Annotated in this window: 16 protein-coding genes (1 of these 16 only partly in view); 5 read left to right on the forward strand and 11 right to left on the reverse strand. The window is 63.8% G+C overall.

The window, feature by feature from the left end; translation table 11 throughout:
• The 11 genes from P5703_RS12900 to P5703_RS12950 form a co-directional block, all read right to left on the reverse strand.
• Positions 1-1,133 carry the 5' portion of an OprD family porin gene (locus P5703_RS12900; protein ID WP_080977635.1) on the reverse strand. 130 nt of this gene lie to the left of the window's left edge, so 1,133 of the gene's 1,263 nt are visible here — the first part of the coding sequence; its start codon is at positions 1,131-1,133; its stop codon lies off the left edge, out of view.
• Positions 1,134-1,240: 107 nt separating this feature from the next.
• Complete coding sequence (locus tag P5703_RS12905; protein WP_017245710.1) at positions 1,241-2,464, reverse strand: benzoate/H(+) symporter BenE family transporter; 1,224 nt, start codon at positions 2,462-2,464, stop codon at positions 1,241-1,243.
• Between the two features lie 127 nt (positions 2,465-2,591).
• Positions 2,592-3,530 carry a catechol 1,2-dioxygenase gene (catA, locus tag P5703_RS12910; protein WP_017245711.1) on the reverse strand — a complete coding sequence of 313 codons (939 nt, stop codon included), beginning with the start codon at positions 3,528-3,530 and terminating at the stop codon, positions 2,592-2,594.
• Between the two features lie 71 nt (positions 3,531-3,601).
• Complete coding sequence (gene catC / locus P5703_RS12915; protein ID WP_017245712.1) at positions 3,602-3,892, reverse strand: muconolactone Delta-isomerase; 291 nt, start codon at positions 3,890-3,892, stop codon at positions 3,602-3,604.
• 14 nt (positions 3,893-3,906) lie between these two features.
• Complete coding sequence (locus P5703_RS12920) at positions 3,907-5,028, reverse strand: muconate cycloisomerase family protein (RefSeq protein ID WP_049324889.1); 1,122 nt, start codon at positions 5,026-5,028, stop codon at positions 3,907-3,909.
• 28 nt (positions 5,029-5,056) lie between these two features.
• On the reverse strand, positions 5,057-6,403 hold the full coding sequence (locus tag P5703_RS12925; protein ID WP_020308089.1) for an MFS transporter: 1,347 nt from the start codon (positions 6,401-6,403) through the stop codon (positions 5,057-5,059).
• A 107-nt stretch (positions 6,404-6,510) separates the two neighbouring features.
• Entirely contained in the window at positions 6,511-7,287 is a 777-nt protein-coding gene (locus P5703_RS12930) for a 1,6-dihydroxycyclohexa-2,4-diene-1-carboxylate dehydrogenase (protein ID WP_020308090.1), read from the reverse strand.
• 71 nt (positions 7,288-7,358) lie between these two features.
• The gene (benC, locus tag P5703_RS12935) at positions 7,359-8,369 is read right to left on the reverse strand and encodes a benzoate 1,2-dioxygenase electron transfer component BenC (RefSeq protein ID WP_049324891.1); all 1,011 of its coding nucleotides are present in this window, start codon (positions 8,367-8,369) and stop codon (positions 7,359-7,361) included.
• Positions 8,370-8,379: 10 nt separating this feature from the next.
• Entirely contained in the window at positions 8,380-8,868 is a 489-nt protein-coding gene (gene benB / locus P5703_RS12940; RefSeq protein WP_011912829.1) for a benzoate 1,2-dioxygenase small subunit, read from the reverse strand.
• A gap of 2 nt (positions 8,869-8,870) precedes the next feature.
• Positions 8,871-10,232 (reverse strand): benzoate 1,2-dioxygenase large subunit, encoded by a 1,362-nt coding sequence (benA, locus tag P5703_RS12945; protein ID WP_049324922.1) that lies wholly within the window; start codon positions 10,230-10,232, stop codon positions 8,871-8,873.
• 215 nt (positions 10,233-10,447) lie between these two features.
• Positions 10,448-11,401 (reverse strand): AraC family transcriptional regulator, encoded by a 954-nt coding sequence (locus P5703_RS12950; RefSeq protein ID WP_011912827.1) that lies wholly within the window; start codon positions 11,399-11,401, stop codon positions 10,448-10,450.
• Positions 11,402-11,721: 320 nt separating this feature from the next.
• Between P5703_RS12950 and P5703_RS12955 the strand changes: the two genes are divergently transcribed.
• The 5 genes from P5703_RS12955 (at position 11,722) to dusA (ending at position 17,935) form a co-directional block, all read left to right on the forward strand.
• Complete coding sequence (locus P5703_RS12955; protein WP_279641955.1) at positions 11,722-13,401, forward strand: tannase/feruloyl esterase family alpha/beta hydrolase; 1,680 nt, start codon at positions 11,722-11,724, stop codon at positions 13,399-13,401.
• A 348-nt stretch (positions 13,402-13,749) separates the two neighbouring features.
• Entirely contained in the window at positions 13,750-14,805 is a 1,056-nt protein-coding gene (locus P5703_RS12960; RefSeq protein WP_125853396.1) for a TRAP transporter substrate-binding protein, read from the forward strand.
• 46 nt (positions 14,806-14,851) lie between these two features.
• Positions 14,852-15,379 (forward strand): TRAP transporter small permease, encoded by a 528-nt coding sequence (locus P5703_RS12965; protein ID WP_108241684.1) that lies wholly within the window; start codon positions 14,852-14,854, stop codon positions 15,377-15,379.
• Entirely contained in the window at positions 15,376-16,698 is a 1,323-nt protein-coding gene (locus P5703_RS12970) for a TRAP transporter large permease (RefSeq protein WP_095461389.1), read from the forward strand. Before P5703_RS12965 ends, P5703_RS12970 begins: the two co-directional genes overlap by 4 nt.
• 232 nt (positions 16,699-16,930) lie before the next feature.
• Positions 16,931-17,935: a tRNA dihydrouridine(20/20a) synthase DusA gene (gene dusA, locus P5703_RS12975; RefSeq protein ID WP_125853305.1), complete on the forward strand. Its 1,005-nt coding sequence runs from the start codon at positions 16,931-16,933 to the stop codon at positions 17,933-17,935.
• The last annotated feature ends 81 nt before the right edge of the window (positions 17,936-18,016 follow it).

The raw sequence follows: 18,016 nt of genomic DNA on the forward strand, positions 1-18,016 counted from the left end.
CCGATGTCCAGATCGCGCTCCTGCGCCGTACCTTCGAACCCCATTCCCGTGCTCACATTATCGCTGGTGATATAACGCACCGTCGCGACCAGACCGGGCCAGCCCATCGCGGCAAAATCGTAGTCGTAGCGAGCCTGCCAGGAGCGCTCGTCCCGCTCGGCGAACTCATAGGTGGGCACCTCATTGCCCAGAGGCGAGACGTTCGCGAAGACGCGGGGAAAAGCGCTGTCGCCATACATGGCCTGATAGCCGATATAGAAGGTATGGCCGCCTCGCTTTGCCGACAGCAGCGAGTAGAAAGCCTGGTTGTCCACATTGCCGGCCAGCTTGCCGCCGTCGGCCTGCGAATCGTAGTAGCCGAGGTTGGCGCCCAGAATCCAGTCGCCGAGCGGTTCGCTATGCTTCAGGCCGATGTAGCGCTGGTTATAGATGTCCTCGAGCTGCGCATACCAGAGGCCGAAAGACGTGCGCTTGTTGTTGAATGCGTAATCGCCGCCGGCGTAGTTGAACGCATCGCTGAATGCTGCCTGAGGCGTTCGGCCCAGCATGGCCCGCATCCGGTCATCGCCGGCCTCGTTGCGCAGGCTGGTCGAGCGCAAACGACCGCCCTGCAGGGTCAACCCATTGACTTCACTGGAGACGATGCTGACGCCCTGATAGGTGGGCGGGAGCAGCCGAATATCACTGAAGGTCAGCACTGGCAGATTGGGTTGCAGCTCACCTACCTTCAGTTCAGTCTTCGACACCTTTGCCTTGAGTGCCACCCCCATGCGGCTGTACTCATCCGGCGCGCGGCCATCGCTCCCAACCGGGAGCAGGCCGGTACCACTGCGATCACGGCTGCTGTCGAGCTTGATTCCCAGCTGCCCGATGGCGTCCGCGCCGAAGCCTACAGCTCCAGGGGTGTAGCCCGACCTGAAGTTGAGAATAAACCCCTGCCCCCACTCCTCCGCCTTCGATTGCTGATTGGGGCCGACGATGTCGGAGAAGTCCCGGCTGAAATAGTAGTTACGCGCCTGCAATGTTGCCGTGGCGTCCGTGATGAAGCCGGCGTCTGCGGCAAACGCCGGAGAAATCATGGACGTCATGCCGGCAGCCAGGGTGAGTCGGGAAATGGATACCTTCTGCATCATCTAACTCTCTTGTTGTTGTTTTCAGGGTGCACGCAGCCGCTCCCCCGGCAGCAGGCGGGGAGTGCAACGAGCTCGTCATGGGTGAGTGGTTACGATTGCCGGGGCGGTCACCGCGCCGGCTGTTCCTTGCGGCCAACAGCCGGGGGTGATGCGACCGCTGGGATTGGTTTGCGCAGGCCCAGCAACAGATGCGCGGCGATACCGAAGATCAGGCCCCAGAACGCCGCCGACAGCCCGAGGAAGGACATGCCCGATGCGGTAACCAGAAAGGTGATCAAGGCCGCCTCACGGTCGGCGGGCACGGCCATTGCCGCGCTCAATGCCCCACCGATGGCCGCGAGCAGCGCCAGGCCGGCCAGCGCGGCGATCAACGCGGCGGGGAATGCGCTGAAGATCGAAACCAGCGTCGCCCCGAAGATGCCCAGCACCAGGTAGAAGACGCCACCCGACACTCCTGCGATGTAACGCTTGGACGGATCCTCGTGCGACTCCCGGCCCGTGCAGATCGCCGCCGTGATCGCCGCCAGGTTCAATCCGTGACAGCCGAACGGTGCCAGCAGCAGCGAACCCAGTGCGCTGCTGCTGATCAGCGGACTGGCCGGCGTCTCGTAGCCGTCGTTGCGCAGCACCGCCATGCCAGGCACGAACTGTCCAGTCAGCGCCACCATCACCAGCGGAAAGGCGATATTGAGGATGACCTGCCAGCTGAACTCCGGGGCGATCCATACCGGCGTCGCCAGCCCGATGACCAGTGCATCACTGCGCAACTCACCCGAGGCGATGGTGATCGTCACACCGACCACCAGCACGGCGAGCACGGCGTAACGGGGCAAGGCACGCTTGAACAGCAGATAGGTGCCGAACATCGCCAGCACCAGCCAGGGTTGTTCCTTGACCGAGACGAACAGCCCGGTGCCAAAACGGAACAGGATGCCGGCCAGCATGCCCGCGGCGATGGCGGCCGGCAGGCGATTGATGATCCGGTCGAACGCGCCGGACAGTCCTACCAGCAGCACCACCACGCTGGTGGCGATATAGGCGCCGACCGCCTCGTTCAGCGTGATATCCGGCAACATGGTTACCAGCAGCGCCGAGCCCGGTGCCGACCAAGCGATGATGATGGGAACCCGGTAGCGCACACTGAGCAGAATGCCGAGCACGCCGCTACCGATGGAGATGGTCCATACCCAGGACGAGAGCACGTCATGCGGCAAATTCGCGGCCTTAGCCGCCTGGAAGATGATCACCAGCGGACCGGCGTAGGAAATCACGGTCGCGATAAAGCCGGCAACCACGGCGGAGAGCGAGAAGTCTTTCATCAGAGCTTTCATGTCGCCTCGCAAGGCAGGCCTGGCGATCCGTGGCGGACGCCCGGATCACTCTTGTTATGAATGAAGCGGCTGCATTACCGGTGCAGCGCCGCTGCGGTGCCCGGGAGTCCGGACACCGCGGGGACCGTCAGGCCTGCTGTAGCGCCCGTGGCCGCTTGCTGCGCTGCTCGGCTTGCGGGGCCGGCGCCTTCTGCAGCTGGAAGTCGAAATCCACTTCGGCAAAACGCCCCTGCACGCCCCGTGCTTGTGCGGCTTCGGCATCGTCGATGAAGCGGATGTCGCCGACCAGACCATCGCGCGTGGCGTAAGCGAAGTCGTCCCAGAGGTATTTGTCGCCAGCCAGGTTGATCTGCGTGGTCAGGTGACGATGGCCAGGCGCGGAGATGAAGAAATGAATGTGCGCCGGCCGCTGGCCGTGACGACCGAGCATGTCGAGCACCTCCTGGGTCGGCCCGTCGGGCGAGCAGCCATAGCCGGACGGCACGATGCTGCGCGCGCGGTAATAGCCGTTCTCGTCGGTGACGATCCGCCGGCGCAGGTTGTACTCGGACTGGCTCTTGTCGAAGTAGGAATAGTTGCCCTTGGTGTTGGCGTGCCAGAGATCGACCACCGCACCGGCCAGCGGCTCGCCGGTCGGATCGAGAACACGGCCTTGCAGGAACATCACAGTGGCGACATCGTCTTCGCTACCGTCATCCATGCGCGCGATGCCCTGAGCGATTGGCGCGCCGGCGACGTACAGCGGACCTTCGATGGTGCGCGGGGTGCCGCCGACCAGTCCTTCCTGTTCGTCCTTGGCGTCCTGCAGCAGGTCGAGGTAATGCTCCAGTCCGAGTCCGGCGACCAGCAAGCCGGCTTCGTGGCGACCGCCGAGACGGTTGATGTAGTCCACCGCCTTCCAGAACTCGTCCTGGGTGATTTCCAGGTCTTCGATGATCCTTGCGGTGTCCGCCAGGACGCGGTTGATCACCGTCTTCAGGCGGCTGCTACCCCCGTCGTTGTTGAAGCCGCTGGCTTCCTTGAAGAACTGCTGCACGTCGTTGGTGTGGGAGATTTTCACAGTCATGGCTCAGGCCTCGTTTTGTAATTGTCGTTGCACGGGTTCAGCGATCGGTGCGGACCCCAGTTCGGACGGGATCAGCGGTCGTCGTCACGAATCGAGGACGGGTGGCGGCACAGCGCGTTGACCTCGATCTCCATGTAGGGGAATAGCGGCAGCTGCATCAGGGTTTCGTGCAGTTCCTGCACGCTGGCGACGTCGAACACGCTGTAGTTGGCGTACTGTCCGGCGATGCGCCAGAGGTGGCGCCACTTGCCTTCGCGCATCAGGCTCTGCGCCAGTTCCTTCTCGTCGGCCTTGAGCTTGGCGGCCTGGGCCGGATCCATGTCGACCGGCAGTTTCACGATCATCTTCACGTGGAAGAGCATCTCGGGTCCTCCTCTTACTTACGGGCGAAGAACGCCAGGCGCTCTTCATCCAGGGTCAGGCCAAGACCGGGCGTGCGCGGCACTTCCAGCTGGAAGTCGCGGTAGACCGGCGCCTGAGTGACGATTTCCTCGGTGAGCAGCAGCGGGCCGAACAGCTCGGTGCCCCAGGTCAACCTGTTGAGGGTGACGAAGGCGTGCGCCGAGGCCAGGGTGCCGATGGCGCCTTCGAGCATGGTGCCGCCATACAGCGCGACACCTGCCGCTTCGGCGATCTGCGCGGTGCGCAGCACGGCACGCGGGCCGCCGTTCTTGGCGATCTTCAACGCGAAGATGCTGGCCGCACCGTCGGCCGCCAGGCTGAAGGCATCCTCGACGCTCTCGATGGACTCGTCGGCCATGATCGGTGCCGGGCTGCGCTGATTCAGGCGCACCTGCCCGCCGCGGTTGATCCGCGAGATCGGCTGTTCGATCAGGTCGATGCCGTTGTCGCCGAGGACGCGACAGGCGCGCAGCGCCACCGACTCGTCCCAGGCCTGATTGACGTCGACGCGCACGCTGGCGCGCTCGCCGAGGGCCTGCTTGATGGCGATGACATGGTTGAGGTCGGCATTCACCTCGCCGGCGCCGATCTTCAGCTTGAAGATGCGATGACGGCGGATATCGAGCATGCGCTCGGCCTCTTCGATGTCCTTAGCGGTATTGCCGCTGGCCAGGGTCCAGGCCACTTCCAGACTGTCGCGTACCCGACCGCCGAGCAGCTCGCTGACCGGTAGACCAAGACGCTTGCCCTGAGCATCGAGCAATGCGCTCTCGACACCGGACTTGGCGAAGGTGTTGCCCTTGGCCGCCTTGTCCAGGCGCAGCATGGCGGCGTTGATGTTGGCGGCCTCCTGGCCCACCAGCAGCTGGCCGAGGTGGCTGTCGATGTTCTGCTTGATGCTTTCCGGGCTCTCGTTGCCGTAGGCCAGGCCACCGATGGTGGTGGCCTCGCCGATGCCTTCGATGCCGTCGCTGCATTGCACACGGATGATCACCAGCGTCTGTTGCTGCATGGTGTGCATCGCCAGCTTGTGCGGGCGGATGGTCGGCAGGTCGACGATGATCGTCTGGATGCGTTCGATCAGGATGGGGCTCATGGCGATATCCGTGTTGAAGGTTCAGTGATCAGGCCTTGGCCGCTGCCGTCATCACCACCGGCGCGGGCGTGCCGCTGCGCTTGCTGGAGATGGCGAAGACGGCCATGGCCAGGGCGGCGATGACACCCGGCACGGCGAAGGCGATGAAGTTCAGTTGCAGCGGCAGGTTGATGCCCAGCAACGCACCGCCAAGCAGCGGGCCGACGATGGCGCCGTTGCGGCCGATGCCCGAGGCCCAGCCGAGACCGGTGGAGCGGATCGACAAGCCATAGAACTGCGCGGCGGTCGCGTAGAGCAGGATCTGCGTGCCGATTACGGTGGCACCGGCGATGAAGATCAGCGTGTAAAGCGCTGGCATCGGCGTCTTGAACCCCAGCAGGCTGATGGAGGCCACCGACACGGCGAAGAACACCACCACCACTTTCGCCAGGTTGAAGCGATCGCCCAGCCAGCCGCCGAGGATGGCGCCGGCCATGCCGCCGAAGTTCAGCGCGAGCAGGAACGACAGGCTCGAACCGAGGCTGTATCCGGCGTTGGCCATCAGCTTCGGCAACCAGGAACCCAGCGCGTAAACCATCAGCAGGCAACAGAAGAACGCCAGCCACAGGGAGAAGGTGCGCACGCCACGGCCTTCGCGGAACAGCTCCAGCACCGAGGCACTCTTGCCCTTCACATCGGTCATCACCAGCTCGTCGGCAGCGCTCAGCTGGCGGCCCGGGTCGACCTTGGCCAGCAACGCCCGCGCCTGCTCACCTCGGCCCTGGCGCACCAGGAAGCCGACCGACTCGGGCAGGTACCAGAGAATCACCGGCAACAGCAGCAGCGGCACGGCGGCGGCGAAGAACATCGCTTCCCAGCCGAAGCGAGGCAGCATGTAGATCCCGAGGCCGGCCGACAGCATGCCGCCCAGCGAATAGCCGCTGAACATGACGGCCACCAGCGTGCTGCGTAGCCGCTTGGGCGCGTACTCGTTCATCAGCGCCACCACGTTGGGCATCAGCCCGCCGCAGCCGAGCCCGGCGAGGAAGCGGAAAATGCCGAACTCGGTAGGAGTGCTGGCAAAGCCGTTGAGCACGGTGGCGCTGCTGAACAGCACGAAACAGATGGCGATGCCCTTCTTGCGGCCGATGCGGTCGGCCAGGGTGCCGAACGCCAGTGCGCCGAACATCATGCCGAACAGCGCATAACTGCCCAGCGCGCCCGCTTCCAGCGGGGTCAGCCCCCACTCCTTCATGATCACCGGCAGCACCACGCCGTAGATGAACAGGTCGTAGCCGTCGAAGATCAACAGCAGTGCGCAGAGGCACACCACCAGCCAGTGGAAGCGGTTGAAGCGTGCGTTATCGATGATGTCGTGAACGTCTACTTTTCGCATGGCAAGACTCTCTATTGTTTTTGTTAGTCGCGGATCGGCTGCAGCGATGGGTCACCGCGCCGCCGATGTGCCTTGGCCTTGACCGGTCGAGCCGGCCCGGGTACTGCTCAACCGAGATCGCCACCACCCACCGGCAGGGTCACGCCGGTGATGTAGGAGGCCTCGTCGGATGCGAGAAAAAGAATCGCGCCGGCCTGCTCGTCGATGGTTCCGTAGCGCTTCATCAACGAGGATTCCACGGTCTGATCGACGATCTGCTGGTACCAGATCTTTTCCTGCTCGCTCTGCTCGGCTGCGTTGCGTGGAATACGCCGCGGTGGCGCCTCGGTACCGCCGGGTGCGGTGGCGTTGACGCGTATGCCCCGCTGGGCGTTCTCGAAGGCCAGGCACGCGGTCAGCGCGTTGACGCCACCCTTGGCCGCGCCGTAGGGCACGCGGTTGAGGCTGCGCGTGGCGATCGATGAGACGTTGACGATGGCCCCGCCGCCCTGCTCCAGCATGTGCGGCAGCGCGGCGTGGCAGCACCACAGCGTGGGGAACAGCGAGCGACGCACCTCGGCCTCGATCTCATGTTCCTGGTAATGCTCGAAGGGCTTGGCCCAGATGGTTCCGCCAACGTTGTTGACGAGGATGTCGAGACGGCCGAAACGCTCTTTCGCGGCATCCATCAACCGATGGCAGTCGGCGAACTGCTCAAGATCGGCGGTCAGGGTCAGTACCTCGGCGCCATGCCCCAGTTGATCGGCCAGTTCATGGACCAGTTCGGAACGGTCCACGGCCACCAGCCGGCCACCTTCCTCGACGAATCGCTCGGCGACACGGCGACCGATGCCCTGGGCCGCGCCGGTGATCACCGCGACCTTGTTCTGAAATCGTGTGTTCATCTACCCAACCTCTGGAATGGCGAGGATTCGGTGAGCAATGCGGCGCAGTTGCCCACCCTGCGACCGGTGGATCAGGCGCTGGCGGCAAACTTCTCGTAGTAGAAGTTGGCTGGCTGCAGGCCTTGCTCACGAATGAACTGGTTGACCGACTCGACCATGGGCGGCGGACCGCACAGGTAGATGTCCACCTCGCCATCGTTGAGGTGTTTGGGTTCGATGTGCTGGGTCACGTAGCCCTTGTGCGGGTACTGGCTGTCGGAGCTGGACACGCAGGCGCTGTAGGTGAAGTTCGAAATGCGCGCAGCAAAGTCTTCGAGTCGGTCCATCTCCACCAGATCGAAATCGTTGGAGACGCCGTAGATCAGGTGCAGCGGATGCGCGCTGCCCTGCTCGGCGATCTTCTCCAGCATCGCAGTGAAAGGCGCCAGGCCCGTGCCGCCGGCCAGCAAGAGCAGCGGCCGCTTGATCTCGCGCAGATAGAAGCTGCCCAACGGGCCGGCCAGGGTGAGGCTGTCGCCGGCCTTGGCCATGCCGCTCAAGAAGCTGCTCATCAGCCCGCCCGGCACGTTGCGGATCAGGAAGCTGACCTCACCGCCCTTCTGCAGCGAGCTGAACGAGTAGGCGCGGGTCTGGTCGGTGCCCGGCACCTGCAGGTTGACGTACTGCCCAGGCAGGAAGGCCAGCTGGCTCAGCGACTCGCCCTTGATCGACAGCGCAATGGTGCTCTGCGACAGCTGGCGCACGTTGCTGATGGTCGCCTGGTAACTGGCCTGCGTGGTCTTGCAGACATCCGAGGATGCCGGCACGCGGATCACGCAGTCGCTCTCGGCACGCATCTGGCAGGTCAGCACATAGCCTTGCGCAGCTTCGTCCTCGCTCAGCGCGTCCTCGATGTATTCCTCGCCGAGGTCATAGCTCCCGGCTTCGGCGAGGCACTTGCAGGCCCCGCAGGCACCGTCGCGGCAGTCCAGCGGGATGTTGATGCCCTGGCGGTAGGCTGCGTCGGCGACGGTTTCGCCAAGATTGGCCTCGATGAAGCGGGTCACCCCGTCCTCGAAATTCAATGCGATCTGGTGAGTCATGGTCTTGCCCTCACAGGTGATAGACGTCGATCAGCTGGCGGATGTAGTCATTCTTCAGCACGACCTTCTTGTGCTTGATCAGCGGGCTCTCGCCACGGGTGTCGAGCGTGTAGAAGCTGGTGCCGTAGAAGTGGTCGACGGTCTTGTAGCGAAAGCTCATCGTGTGCCAGTTGAAGCGCAGCTTGCAGAAGCCCTCGCCCTGCTCGATCAGCTCCAGGTTGCTGATGTTGTGCGAGGTGCGTGTGTCCGGGATCGTGGCGCTGGAGCGCTCGGTGCGGATGCGGAACACACGGTCTTCCAGGCCGCCACGGTTGCCGTACCAGATCAGCGAGATTTCCCGCTGCGGATCTTCGGTGAGCTGGTCGGCGTCGTCCCAGGCCGGCATCCAGAAGGTGGCGTCGGCGGCATACAGTTCCAGCCAGCTGTCCCAGTCCTTGTCGTCGAGGTAGCGCGCTTCGCGGTAGAGGAAGTCACGCGCGGTTTCGTAGGCGATGCTCATTTTTATGCACCCCCCACGTGAATCAGCTGTTCCTGCTCGGCCTTCACGGCCTTGATCATCTGCTGTTGCCAGTAGTGGTGCTGCAGCACGAACAGGCCCTCGTCCTCGGTGCGCGCACCGCTCATCATCGGCTGCAGGTCGATGCTGCGGGCGCCATCGTCCGCTCCCTCGATCCAGTGCTTGGCACCGCGAGACATGTCGTTCCATTCCATGGCGCGACCGGCAAAGCCCTGCTGGCAGGCGCGGAACTCTTCAAGGTCATCCGGCGTGGCCATGCCGCTGACATTGAAGAAGTCTTCGTACTGACGAATGCGCCGCGCCCGCGCTTCGGCACTCTCGCCCTTGGGTGCGATGCAGTAGATGGTGACTTCGGTCTTGTCCACCGACAGCGGCTTGGCGATGCGCAGCTGCGAGCCGAACTGATCCATCAGGTACAGGTTCGGGTAGAGGCACAGGTTGCGCGAGTTCTCGATCATCCAGTCGGTACGGGCCTGGCCGAACTCGGCGACCATCTCCTCGCGACGGGCATACAGCGGGCGATCTTCCGGGTTGTCCCAGCGAGTCCAGAGCAGTAGATGGCCGTTCTCGAACGAATAGAAACCACCGCCCTTCTTGCCCCAGCCGCCGGCGCTCATCGCACGGATGTCGTCGCCGGCTTCCTTGAGCTTGCGCTGCTGCTGGGTGGCGGCGTAGTTCCAGTGCACGGCGGTGACGTGGTAGCCATCGGCGCCGTTCTCGGCCTGCAGCTTCCAGTTGCCTTCATAGACATAGGTGGACGAGCCGCGCAGCACTTCGATGCCATCCGGCGATTGATCGACCACCATGTCGATGATCTTGCGTGACTCGCCAAGGAATTCCTCAAGCGGGGCGACGTCCTCGCGCAGGCTGCCGAAGAGGAAGCCGCGGTAGGACTCGAAGCGGGCGACCTTCTTCAAGTCATGGGAGCCGTCGCAGTTGAAGCTGTCGGGGTAGCCGGCTTCCTTGGGGTCCTTGACCTTGAGCAGCTTGCCCGAGTTGTTGAAGGTCCAGCCATGGAACGGACAGGTGTAGGTCGCCTTGTTGCCGCTCTTGAAGCGACAGAGCATGGCACCGCGGTGGCTGCAGGCGTTGATGAAGGCGTTGAGTTCACCCTCCTTGTTGCGCGCGATGAAGATCGGCTGACGCCCCATCTGGGTGGTGTAGTAGTCGTTCTTCTCGGGGATCTGGCTCTCGTGGGCGAGGTAAATCCAGTTGCCCTCGAAGATGTGCTTCATCTCCAGATCGAACAACCGAGGGTCGGTGAACATCTCCCGCTTGCAGCGAAAGATGCCCTTCTCTTTGTCGTCTTCGAGCAGCGAATCAAGGTAGTCGATTCCCAGGGACATGGCCGGGGCCTCCATTGTTATTGTTTCCACGTGATGAAGGCTACGGCGGGGGGAACGGCATCAATATCCGTTTTCTGCAGCATCTCTATCCGTTTTCTGCAAAACGCAGGCAGACGGATGCCGCGGCCTGCAGCGACGCGCTGAGGGCGATCAGCGAAGGGAGGAATGGGCGTAGCGGATGCGGCCGCCAAAAGGCTGGCGGCCGCCGAAGCGGATCAGTGATGGCGGCGCAGGGTGTCCGACGGCAGCTCGCCGAAGGTGCTCTTGTAGCTTTCCGAGAAGCGCCCCAGATGCATGAAGCCGTAGTCCATGGCGATCTCGGTGATGTTGCGTACCCTGGCCGAAGGGTCGCTCAGCCGGCCATGGATCTGCTCCAGCTTGCGCTGACGGATGTAGGACTTGGGCGTGGTGCCGACCTTGCGCTCGAACAGCAGGTACAGCGAGCGCAGGCTCATGTTGGCCAGCTCGGCCAGCTGTTCAACGGAGATATCCTGTTTCAGATGCTCGTCGATGTAGTCGGTCAGCCGACCGAACGACGGGCAGCTGTCACCGAACGGATCGCGCTGGATATTGCTGGCCAGGCTGCAGAGCAGCTTGCTGGCGATGATCCGGCTGTACTGCTCCTGAATCTGCGGGATGCTCTGCTCTGAGCCCGCCTCGCGGCAGACCAGCCCGAGCAGGCTGTCGAAGCCGTCCATTTCGCCGAGCGCATGGCGATTGGCACTGAACCGTATGCCACCGGAGGGTGCTCGCCATTGGTTCTCGCTGCAGGCCTGTTCGAGGAAGGAGGCCGGCAGCTTGACGATCAGCTTTTCGCAGTCGTCCGAGTAGGTCAGGTCAACCGGATCGTCAGGGTTGATCAGCAGCAGCTCACCGGGGGTGAAATAGTGCTCCTGGCCCCGTCCGCGCCACAGGCAATGGCCACGCTGCAGCAGTTGCAGGTGATAGATGGTTTCCAGGGCTGGCGAGGTGACATGAACGCTGCCGCCATAACTGATCTGGCAAAGGTCGAGCTTGCCGAACTTGCAGTGGCTGAGGCTGGCCTGAGGCGTGCCGGTACGAGGCAGACGAATGCAGTGCACGCCTACATGCTGATTGACGTAATCCGACACCGCATGCGGATCAGCACGCTCGAAGATCCTGCTTTTTTCATTCAGCAGTCGTTCCATCACCCGGCACTCGGTTGTTTTTATAGTTGGCGGCGCTTAGTGGCCGGCTTGGTCGGTATTGCGTAGATCGAGAATATTGATCTGCGTCAAGAATATCGACTGATCGAAGCATAGGAGATTCGACCAACGGCGGACACCCCGCCGTTCGGTGACCGAACAGTTTTTGCACAAGCGCGCGATCGTTCACATATGGGCACGATTGCGGCGGAACGCTCGGCGCCTCTTCGCACTCTGAGTGCAGATCGCACAAAACGGATAGGTCGTTGGGCGACGCCGACCATCGGCGGCCCTACGACCCAGCACAAGAAGGTGTGCCCTGCATGAAGATTTCCCTCTTCCCCATCGCCCTGCTGGCACTGCTCTGCAGTGGCACCAGCGGCGCATCCGCGGTCACAGAACCGGCTCACGACGGGTTGGCTGCGCTGGAGGTCGTACGCCCGAGCCGCACCTGCTCGTCGTTGCTCACGCTCGACCTCGCATCGATCGGCGGAAGCGGTAGTCGCGTCACGTCCGCATCGGTACAGGACACTGATCAGGGCGTCACCGTATGCAATGTCGAAGGTACGCTGGCACCGAGCATCGGCTTTCGCGTGCAACTGCCGCTGGATGGCTGGACCCAGCGTTACCTGCAGGTCGGCTGCGGCGGGTTGTGCGGCCGCATTTCTCTGAGACCGGACGCAGTCGCAGGCTGCGTACCGTTCGAAAGCGGCCGCTTCGTCGTAGCCAGTACCGACATGGGTCATCAGGGCAATGGCGGGACGTTCGGTGCCAATCCGCAGCAGCGCGCCGATTTCGCCCACCGCGGTGTGCATCTCACCGCACGGGCCGCGAAGGCATTGATCAAAACCTTCTACGACCGGGCTCCGGCGTATTCCTATTTCAGTGGGTGCTCGGACGGCGGGCGCGAAGCCCTGATCGAGGCACAACGCTATCCGCACGACTTCGACGGCATCGTCGCCGGCGCGCCGGCAATGAATTTCCAGGTGCAGAACTCGCTGCTGCACGCCTGGCAGGCGCGGGTGAACCGCGCCCCGGATGGTCGCAGCGTGCTGGTCGCCTCACAGCTGCCTCTTCTGCACCGAGCCGTGCTTGAACAGTGTGACGGCCTGGATGGCCAGCTCGACGGGCTGCTCAGCGACCCACGAATCTGTCGATTCGACCCGGCCACGATCCAGTGCCCCGCTGGCCAGGACAGCGACCAGTGCCTGACTGCCGCACAGGTGCAAGCGGCAAGGCGCATATATGACGGGCCGCGCGACGAGCGTACCGGTGAGCGATTGGCCGTCGGCGGTCCGCAGCCCGGCTCGGAGCTCGCATGGGGCGGCGTGTTCGTGCCCGAACGCGCGCATGGCCCGCTGTTCAGCGAAACCATCGCCCTCGAGGCACTGCGCTATCTGGTGTTCGAACAGGCACCGCAGCCTGGCTATCGGCTGGAGCAGCTGCGCTTCGACGCCGAGACCTTCGATCGCCTGCGCGCCCGCCATCCCCTGTTCGATGCGACCGACCCCGACCTCTCCGCCTTCGCCGACAAAGGCGGCAAGCTGATTCTCTGGCATGGCTGGTCCGATCATCATATCTCGCCGATCAATACCATCGCCTACCACGAGGCCCTGCAGCGCCACCTGGGCAAGCCAGAAGTCGAGCGCTTCGTGCGCATGTACCTGGTGCCGGGCATGTACCACTGTCACGGCGGACAGGGGCCGAGCGAACTGGACCTGCTGACGCCGCTGATGCGCTGGGTCGAATCCGGCCAGGCCTCTGACGAGATCAAGGTGTATCAGGCGAGCCGATCCGGCCTGCCGCTCTCGCCGAAGAGCAGGCGTGCCAAGACCGGGCGGACCCCGGAGTACCGGCCGGTCTACCCCTACCCTGCCGTGGCGCGCCTCGTCAGCGATGGCGAAGGAGAACGCTATACCCGCGGCAAACCCCTGACCGATACGCCGACGCCAGCCTGGCGAGGCGCGGACTTCTACCAGCCCTACCGCCCGCGCGAGCGCTGAGTGATGGCCGACTATTTCCCGTTATGGCTGACGTTCGGGCTGCGCTTTCTGGAGCTGGCTTCGACGGCTCAAGGTCGCACGAATGGGCTTCATGGCGCCCTCACCGACGCAGGCCTGAGATCGCTCGCGCGCCGTACGGTGCCGACGAAGCGGAACACAAACCAAGGGCGATTATCGAACAGATTCGCTCGTTTACTGCGCCACTCGGTTGCGATGCAACCGGCGAGGTTGCTTCTATACGGAGGCGTTCACCGTCTCGGCGACTCGCGTGTAGCGGGGCTGCCGGAGCGGAACATCCGCGGGGCAGCCGGTTGCACGCGCAATTACAACAACAAAAGGGAATACCCCATGTCGAAATTGCCCAAGGCCCTGCTGGCACTTGCCTGCGTCAGTTGTCTGAGCCTGTCCGCCTACGCTCAGGAAGCGGTCGTGACGCTCAAGGTTCATCATTTTCTTCCCGCCCATTCGTTGACCCAGGCGAACCTGCTCAAGCCGTGGGCGGACGAGATCACCGAAGCCTCCGACGGCCGTATCCAGTTCCAGTTCTATCCCTCGATGCAGCTGGGCGGCACACCACCGCAGCTGGTGGACCAGGTGCGTGACGGAGTTGCCGATATCGTCTGGACGCTGCCGGGTTACAACAGCGGGCGCTTCCCGCTCATCTCGGTCTTCGAGCAGCCATTCATGAGTCGCTCCGCCGAGGCGACCAGCCAGGCGATGTGGGAGTTCGTCGCCAAGCACGGCGAAAAGGAATTCACCGGCATGCACCTGCTTGCGACCCATACCACGGACGGTGCGCTGATCCATACCGGCAAGAAACCCATCAACAGGATGGCCGACTTCCGCGGCAAGAAAATCCGTGCCGCCAACCGCACCTCCACCAAACTGATCTCCCTGCTCGGCGGGACTCCCGTCGCCATGCCGGTCCCGCAGATTCCCGAGGCCCTGTCCAAGGGCGTGGTCGACGGTGCGATCGTGCCCTGGGACGTGGTACCAGCGCTCAAGCTGCACGAGCTGATCGGCCACCACACGGAAATGGCCGAGGGGAAGCCGGCACTGATGTACACGGTGATGATCCTCGCCATGAACCCGGCTACCTATGAGGGGTTGCCCGAAGACCTGCGCAAGATCATCGACGAGCGCAGCGGCGCGGTGCTCTCGCGTCGAGCGGGCCAGCTGTTCGACGAGATCGCCGTGCAGAACGGCCATCGTCTGGCCGAAAGCCGCGGCAACAAGATTCACCAGCTGTCCGAAGACGAACAGCAGAAGTGGATGAAGGTGGCCGAGCGCCTCGACCAGGACTGGATCAAGGAAGTCGAGGGCAAAGGCTATGCGAATGGTGCCGCCCTGCTCGAGCACGCACGCCAGCTGATCCAGCAGCACAGCGACACCGCTACCCGCTGATCGACCCCGGCGCCAGTTCACCCGGCGCCCTGCTCCGGAGACGTTCATGAGCGAATCTGACGTTCGGGCCGCGACCGTGCCTGCCGATCCGATGGGCCGCGTGCTCGATCGGCTGTCACGGCTGTTGGCCTTCGTCGGCGGCCTGCTGCTGGTGGCCATGACGCTGATGGCGACCTACAGCATCGCCATGCGCACCCTCTTCGACGAACCGCTGCTCGGTGACGTCGAACTGGTGCAGATGGGTTGTGGCATCGCCATCGTGTTCTTTCTGCCGCTGTGCCAGCTCCGCCGCGGGAATGTCATCGTCGATGTATTCACGTTACGCGCCTCGCCTCGCGTGCGCAGCGCGCTGGATGGCCTGGGCAGCGTGCTTATGGGGTTGGCTGCTGCGCTGCTGGCCTGGCGTTCACTGGTGGGCACGCTGGACGCCTACGGCACCGGCGAGGAATCGATCATCCTGGGCGTGCCGATCTGGTGGTCGATGAGCGCCTTCGCACCGGGCTTCGCGCTATTGGCGGTGGTGGCGTTGTACACCGCATGGCAGGACTTTCGTGGTGAGGGCAAGCCCGCATGAGCAGTGTCGAAATCGGCGGGCTGTTCCTGGCCTTCCTCCTCGTTTTGCTGGTGGTGCGCATCCCGATCGCCATCGCCATGCTGCTCACCGGTGTCGGCGGCTACGTGGCGATTTCCGGTTGGTCCCCGCTGCTCAGCTATCTGAAGACCGTCGCCTATGCGCGCTATACGGTCTACGACCTCTCGGTCATTCCGCTTTTCCTGCTGATGGGGCAGTTCGCCTCCCGCGGTGGCCTGGCGACCGGCCTGTTCCGAGCCGCAGCGGCCATGATCGGCCACTGGCGCGGCGGTCTGGCGATGTCGGCCGTTGGTTCCTGTGCTGCCTTTGGCGCCGTCTGCGGCTCATCCATCGCCACCGCGGCGACCATGGGCCAGGTCGCGCTGCCGGAGCTGAAGAAATACAACTACTCGGGCCCGCTTGCGGTGGGCAGCCTGGCCGCCGGGGGCACCCTGGGCATCCTGATTCCGCCGTCGGTGGTGCTGGTGATCTATGCCATCCTCGCCCAGGAAAACATCTCCGCGCTGTTCATGGCCGCATTCATCCCCGGCGTGCTGGCGGCAATCGGCTACATGATCGCGATCGCCATCTACGTGCGGATGAACCCGGACGCCGGCCCCGCGCAACCGAAGCTGACCTGGCGCGAGCGGCTGGCCGCGCAGCGTGGCGTCTGGCCGGTGTTTCTGATCTTCCTGCTGGTACTTGGTGGTATCTATGCCGGCTGGTTCACACCGACCGAAGCGGCGGCCATTGGAACCGTGGGCACCGGCCTCTTCGCCGTCGCGCTCGGCGGCATGCGCTGGGCCCAGTTCAAGGAAGTGCTGTTCGGCACCGCGGTCACCACCGGGATGATCTTCATGATCCTGCTCGGCGCCGATGTCATGAACGCCTTCCTGGCCGTGTCGCAGCTCCCGGTGGCGTTGGCCGAGGCGATCAACAATGCAGGCGTGGGGCCCTTCGTGGTGCTCGCCGGTATCCTGATCCTGTACCTGATCCTCGGCTGCGTGATGGACACCATGTCGATGATCCTGCTGACCATCCCGATCTTCTTCCCGCTGATCATGGGGCTGGACTTCTACGGCCTGGATCAGACCGAGAAGGCCATCTGGTTCGGCATCCTCGCACTGATGGTAGTGGAGATCGGCATGATCACCCCGCCGGTGGGCATGAACGTCTACGTGATCAGCAGCATGGCCCGGGATGTCCCCCTACGCGACGCCTTCCGCGGCGTGGTGCCCTTCCTGATCTCCGACATCCTGCGCGTCGTGGTACTGGTGCTCTTCCCCTCGATCACGCTGTGCCTGGTGCGGTGGCTGACATGACGACCGCCGTCCGGCTGATCCGATTGCCGAGCCTCCCTCTCCTCGATGCTCCACTTTCGCACGCCAGCTAACGGGGCATTTTTTCCGGGTTGCGTGCTCACGCGCCAACCCGTTACCCACCGCTCGGCGTCCGCCATCGAATTCGCTTATCGGGACAGCAGCCACCACCATGCTCAGGCCAGGGTGCGCCTGATAGAATGCGCGGCCGCGATCCAGACCCGACCCCGTCCGCATGACTCTCGACCAAACGCCCTCCGCCACAAAACCGGTGCTGTCCCGCCGCTTCTCCGTCGCACCGATGATGGACTGGACCGACCGCCACTGCCGGTTCTTCCTGCGCCAGCTTTCCAAGCATGCCCTGCTCTACACCGAGATGGTGACGACCGGCGCGCTGCTGCATGGCGATACGGCGCGGTTTCTGCGTTACGACGAGAGCGAACATCCGCTGGCGCTGCAGCTGGGTGGCAGTGTGCCGGGCGATCTGGCGGCGTGCGCGAAGCTCGCCGAGGCCGCGGGTTACGACGAGGTGAATCTCAACGTCGGCTGCCCCAGCGATCGGGTGCAGAACAACATGATCGGCGCCTGCCTGATGGGCCATCCGCAGCTGGTCGCCGACTGCGTGAAGGCCATGCGCGACGCGGTGGGCGTCGAGGTCACCGTCAAGCACCGCATCGGCATCAACGGGCGCGACAGCTATTCCCAGTTGTGCGACTTCGTCGGTCAGGTGCGCGAGGCCGGCTGCCGCAGCTTCACGGTGCATGCTCGCATCGCCATTCTCGAAGGGCTGTCACCCAAGCAGAACCGTGAAGTGCCACCGCTGCGCTACGACGTCGCCGCGCAGCTCAAACGGGATTTCCCGGACCTCGAGATCATCCTCAACGGCGGCATCAAGACGCTGGAAGAATGCCGCGAGCATCTGCAGACCTTCGATGGGGTGATGCTCGGCCGCGAGGCCTACCACAACCCCTATCTGCTGGCACAGGTCGACAGCAGCCTGTTCGGCAGCAACGCACCGGTGATCAGCCGTGCGCAGGCGCTACGCAACATGCGCCCGTACATCGAACGGCATCTGGCCGAGGGTGGCGCCATGCACCATGTCACCCGCCACGTGCTCGGCCTGGGCCAGGGTTTCCCCGGCGCGCGGCGCTTCCGTCAGCTGCTTTCGGTGGACATTCACAAGACCGACGAGCCGCTGGCGCTGCTCGATCAGGCGACGGCATTGCTCGAGGGCCACTGAAGTCCCGCGGCAAGGAACGCTACCGAGACTATCGGATCAAAGGCCAGGCGCATCCGGGTCCATGCGCTCGTTGAGCGGGCA

Source organism: Stutzerimonas sp. FeSN7 (genome assembly GCF_030263795.1).
GTDB lineage: Bacteria > Pseudomonadota > Gammaproteobacteria > Pseudomonadales > Pseudomonadaceae > Stutzerimonas > Stutzerimonas stutzeri.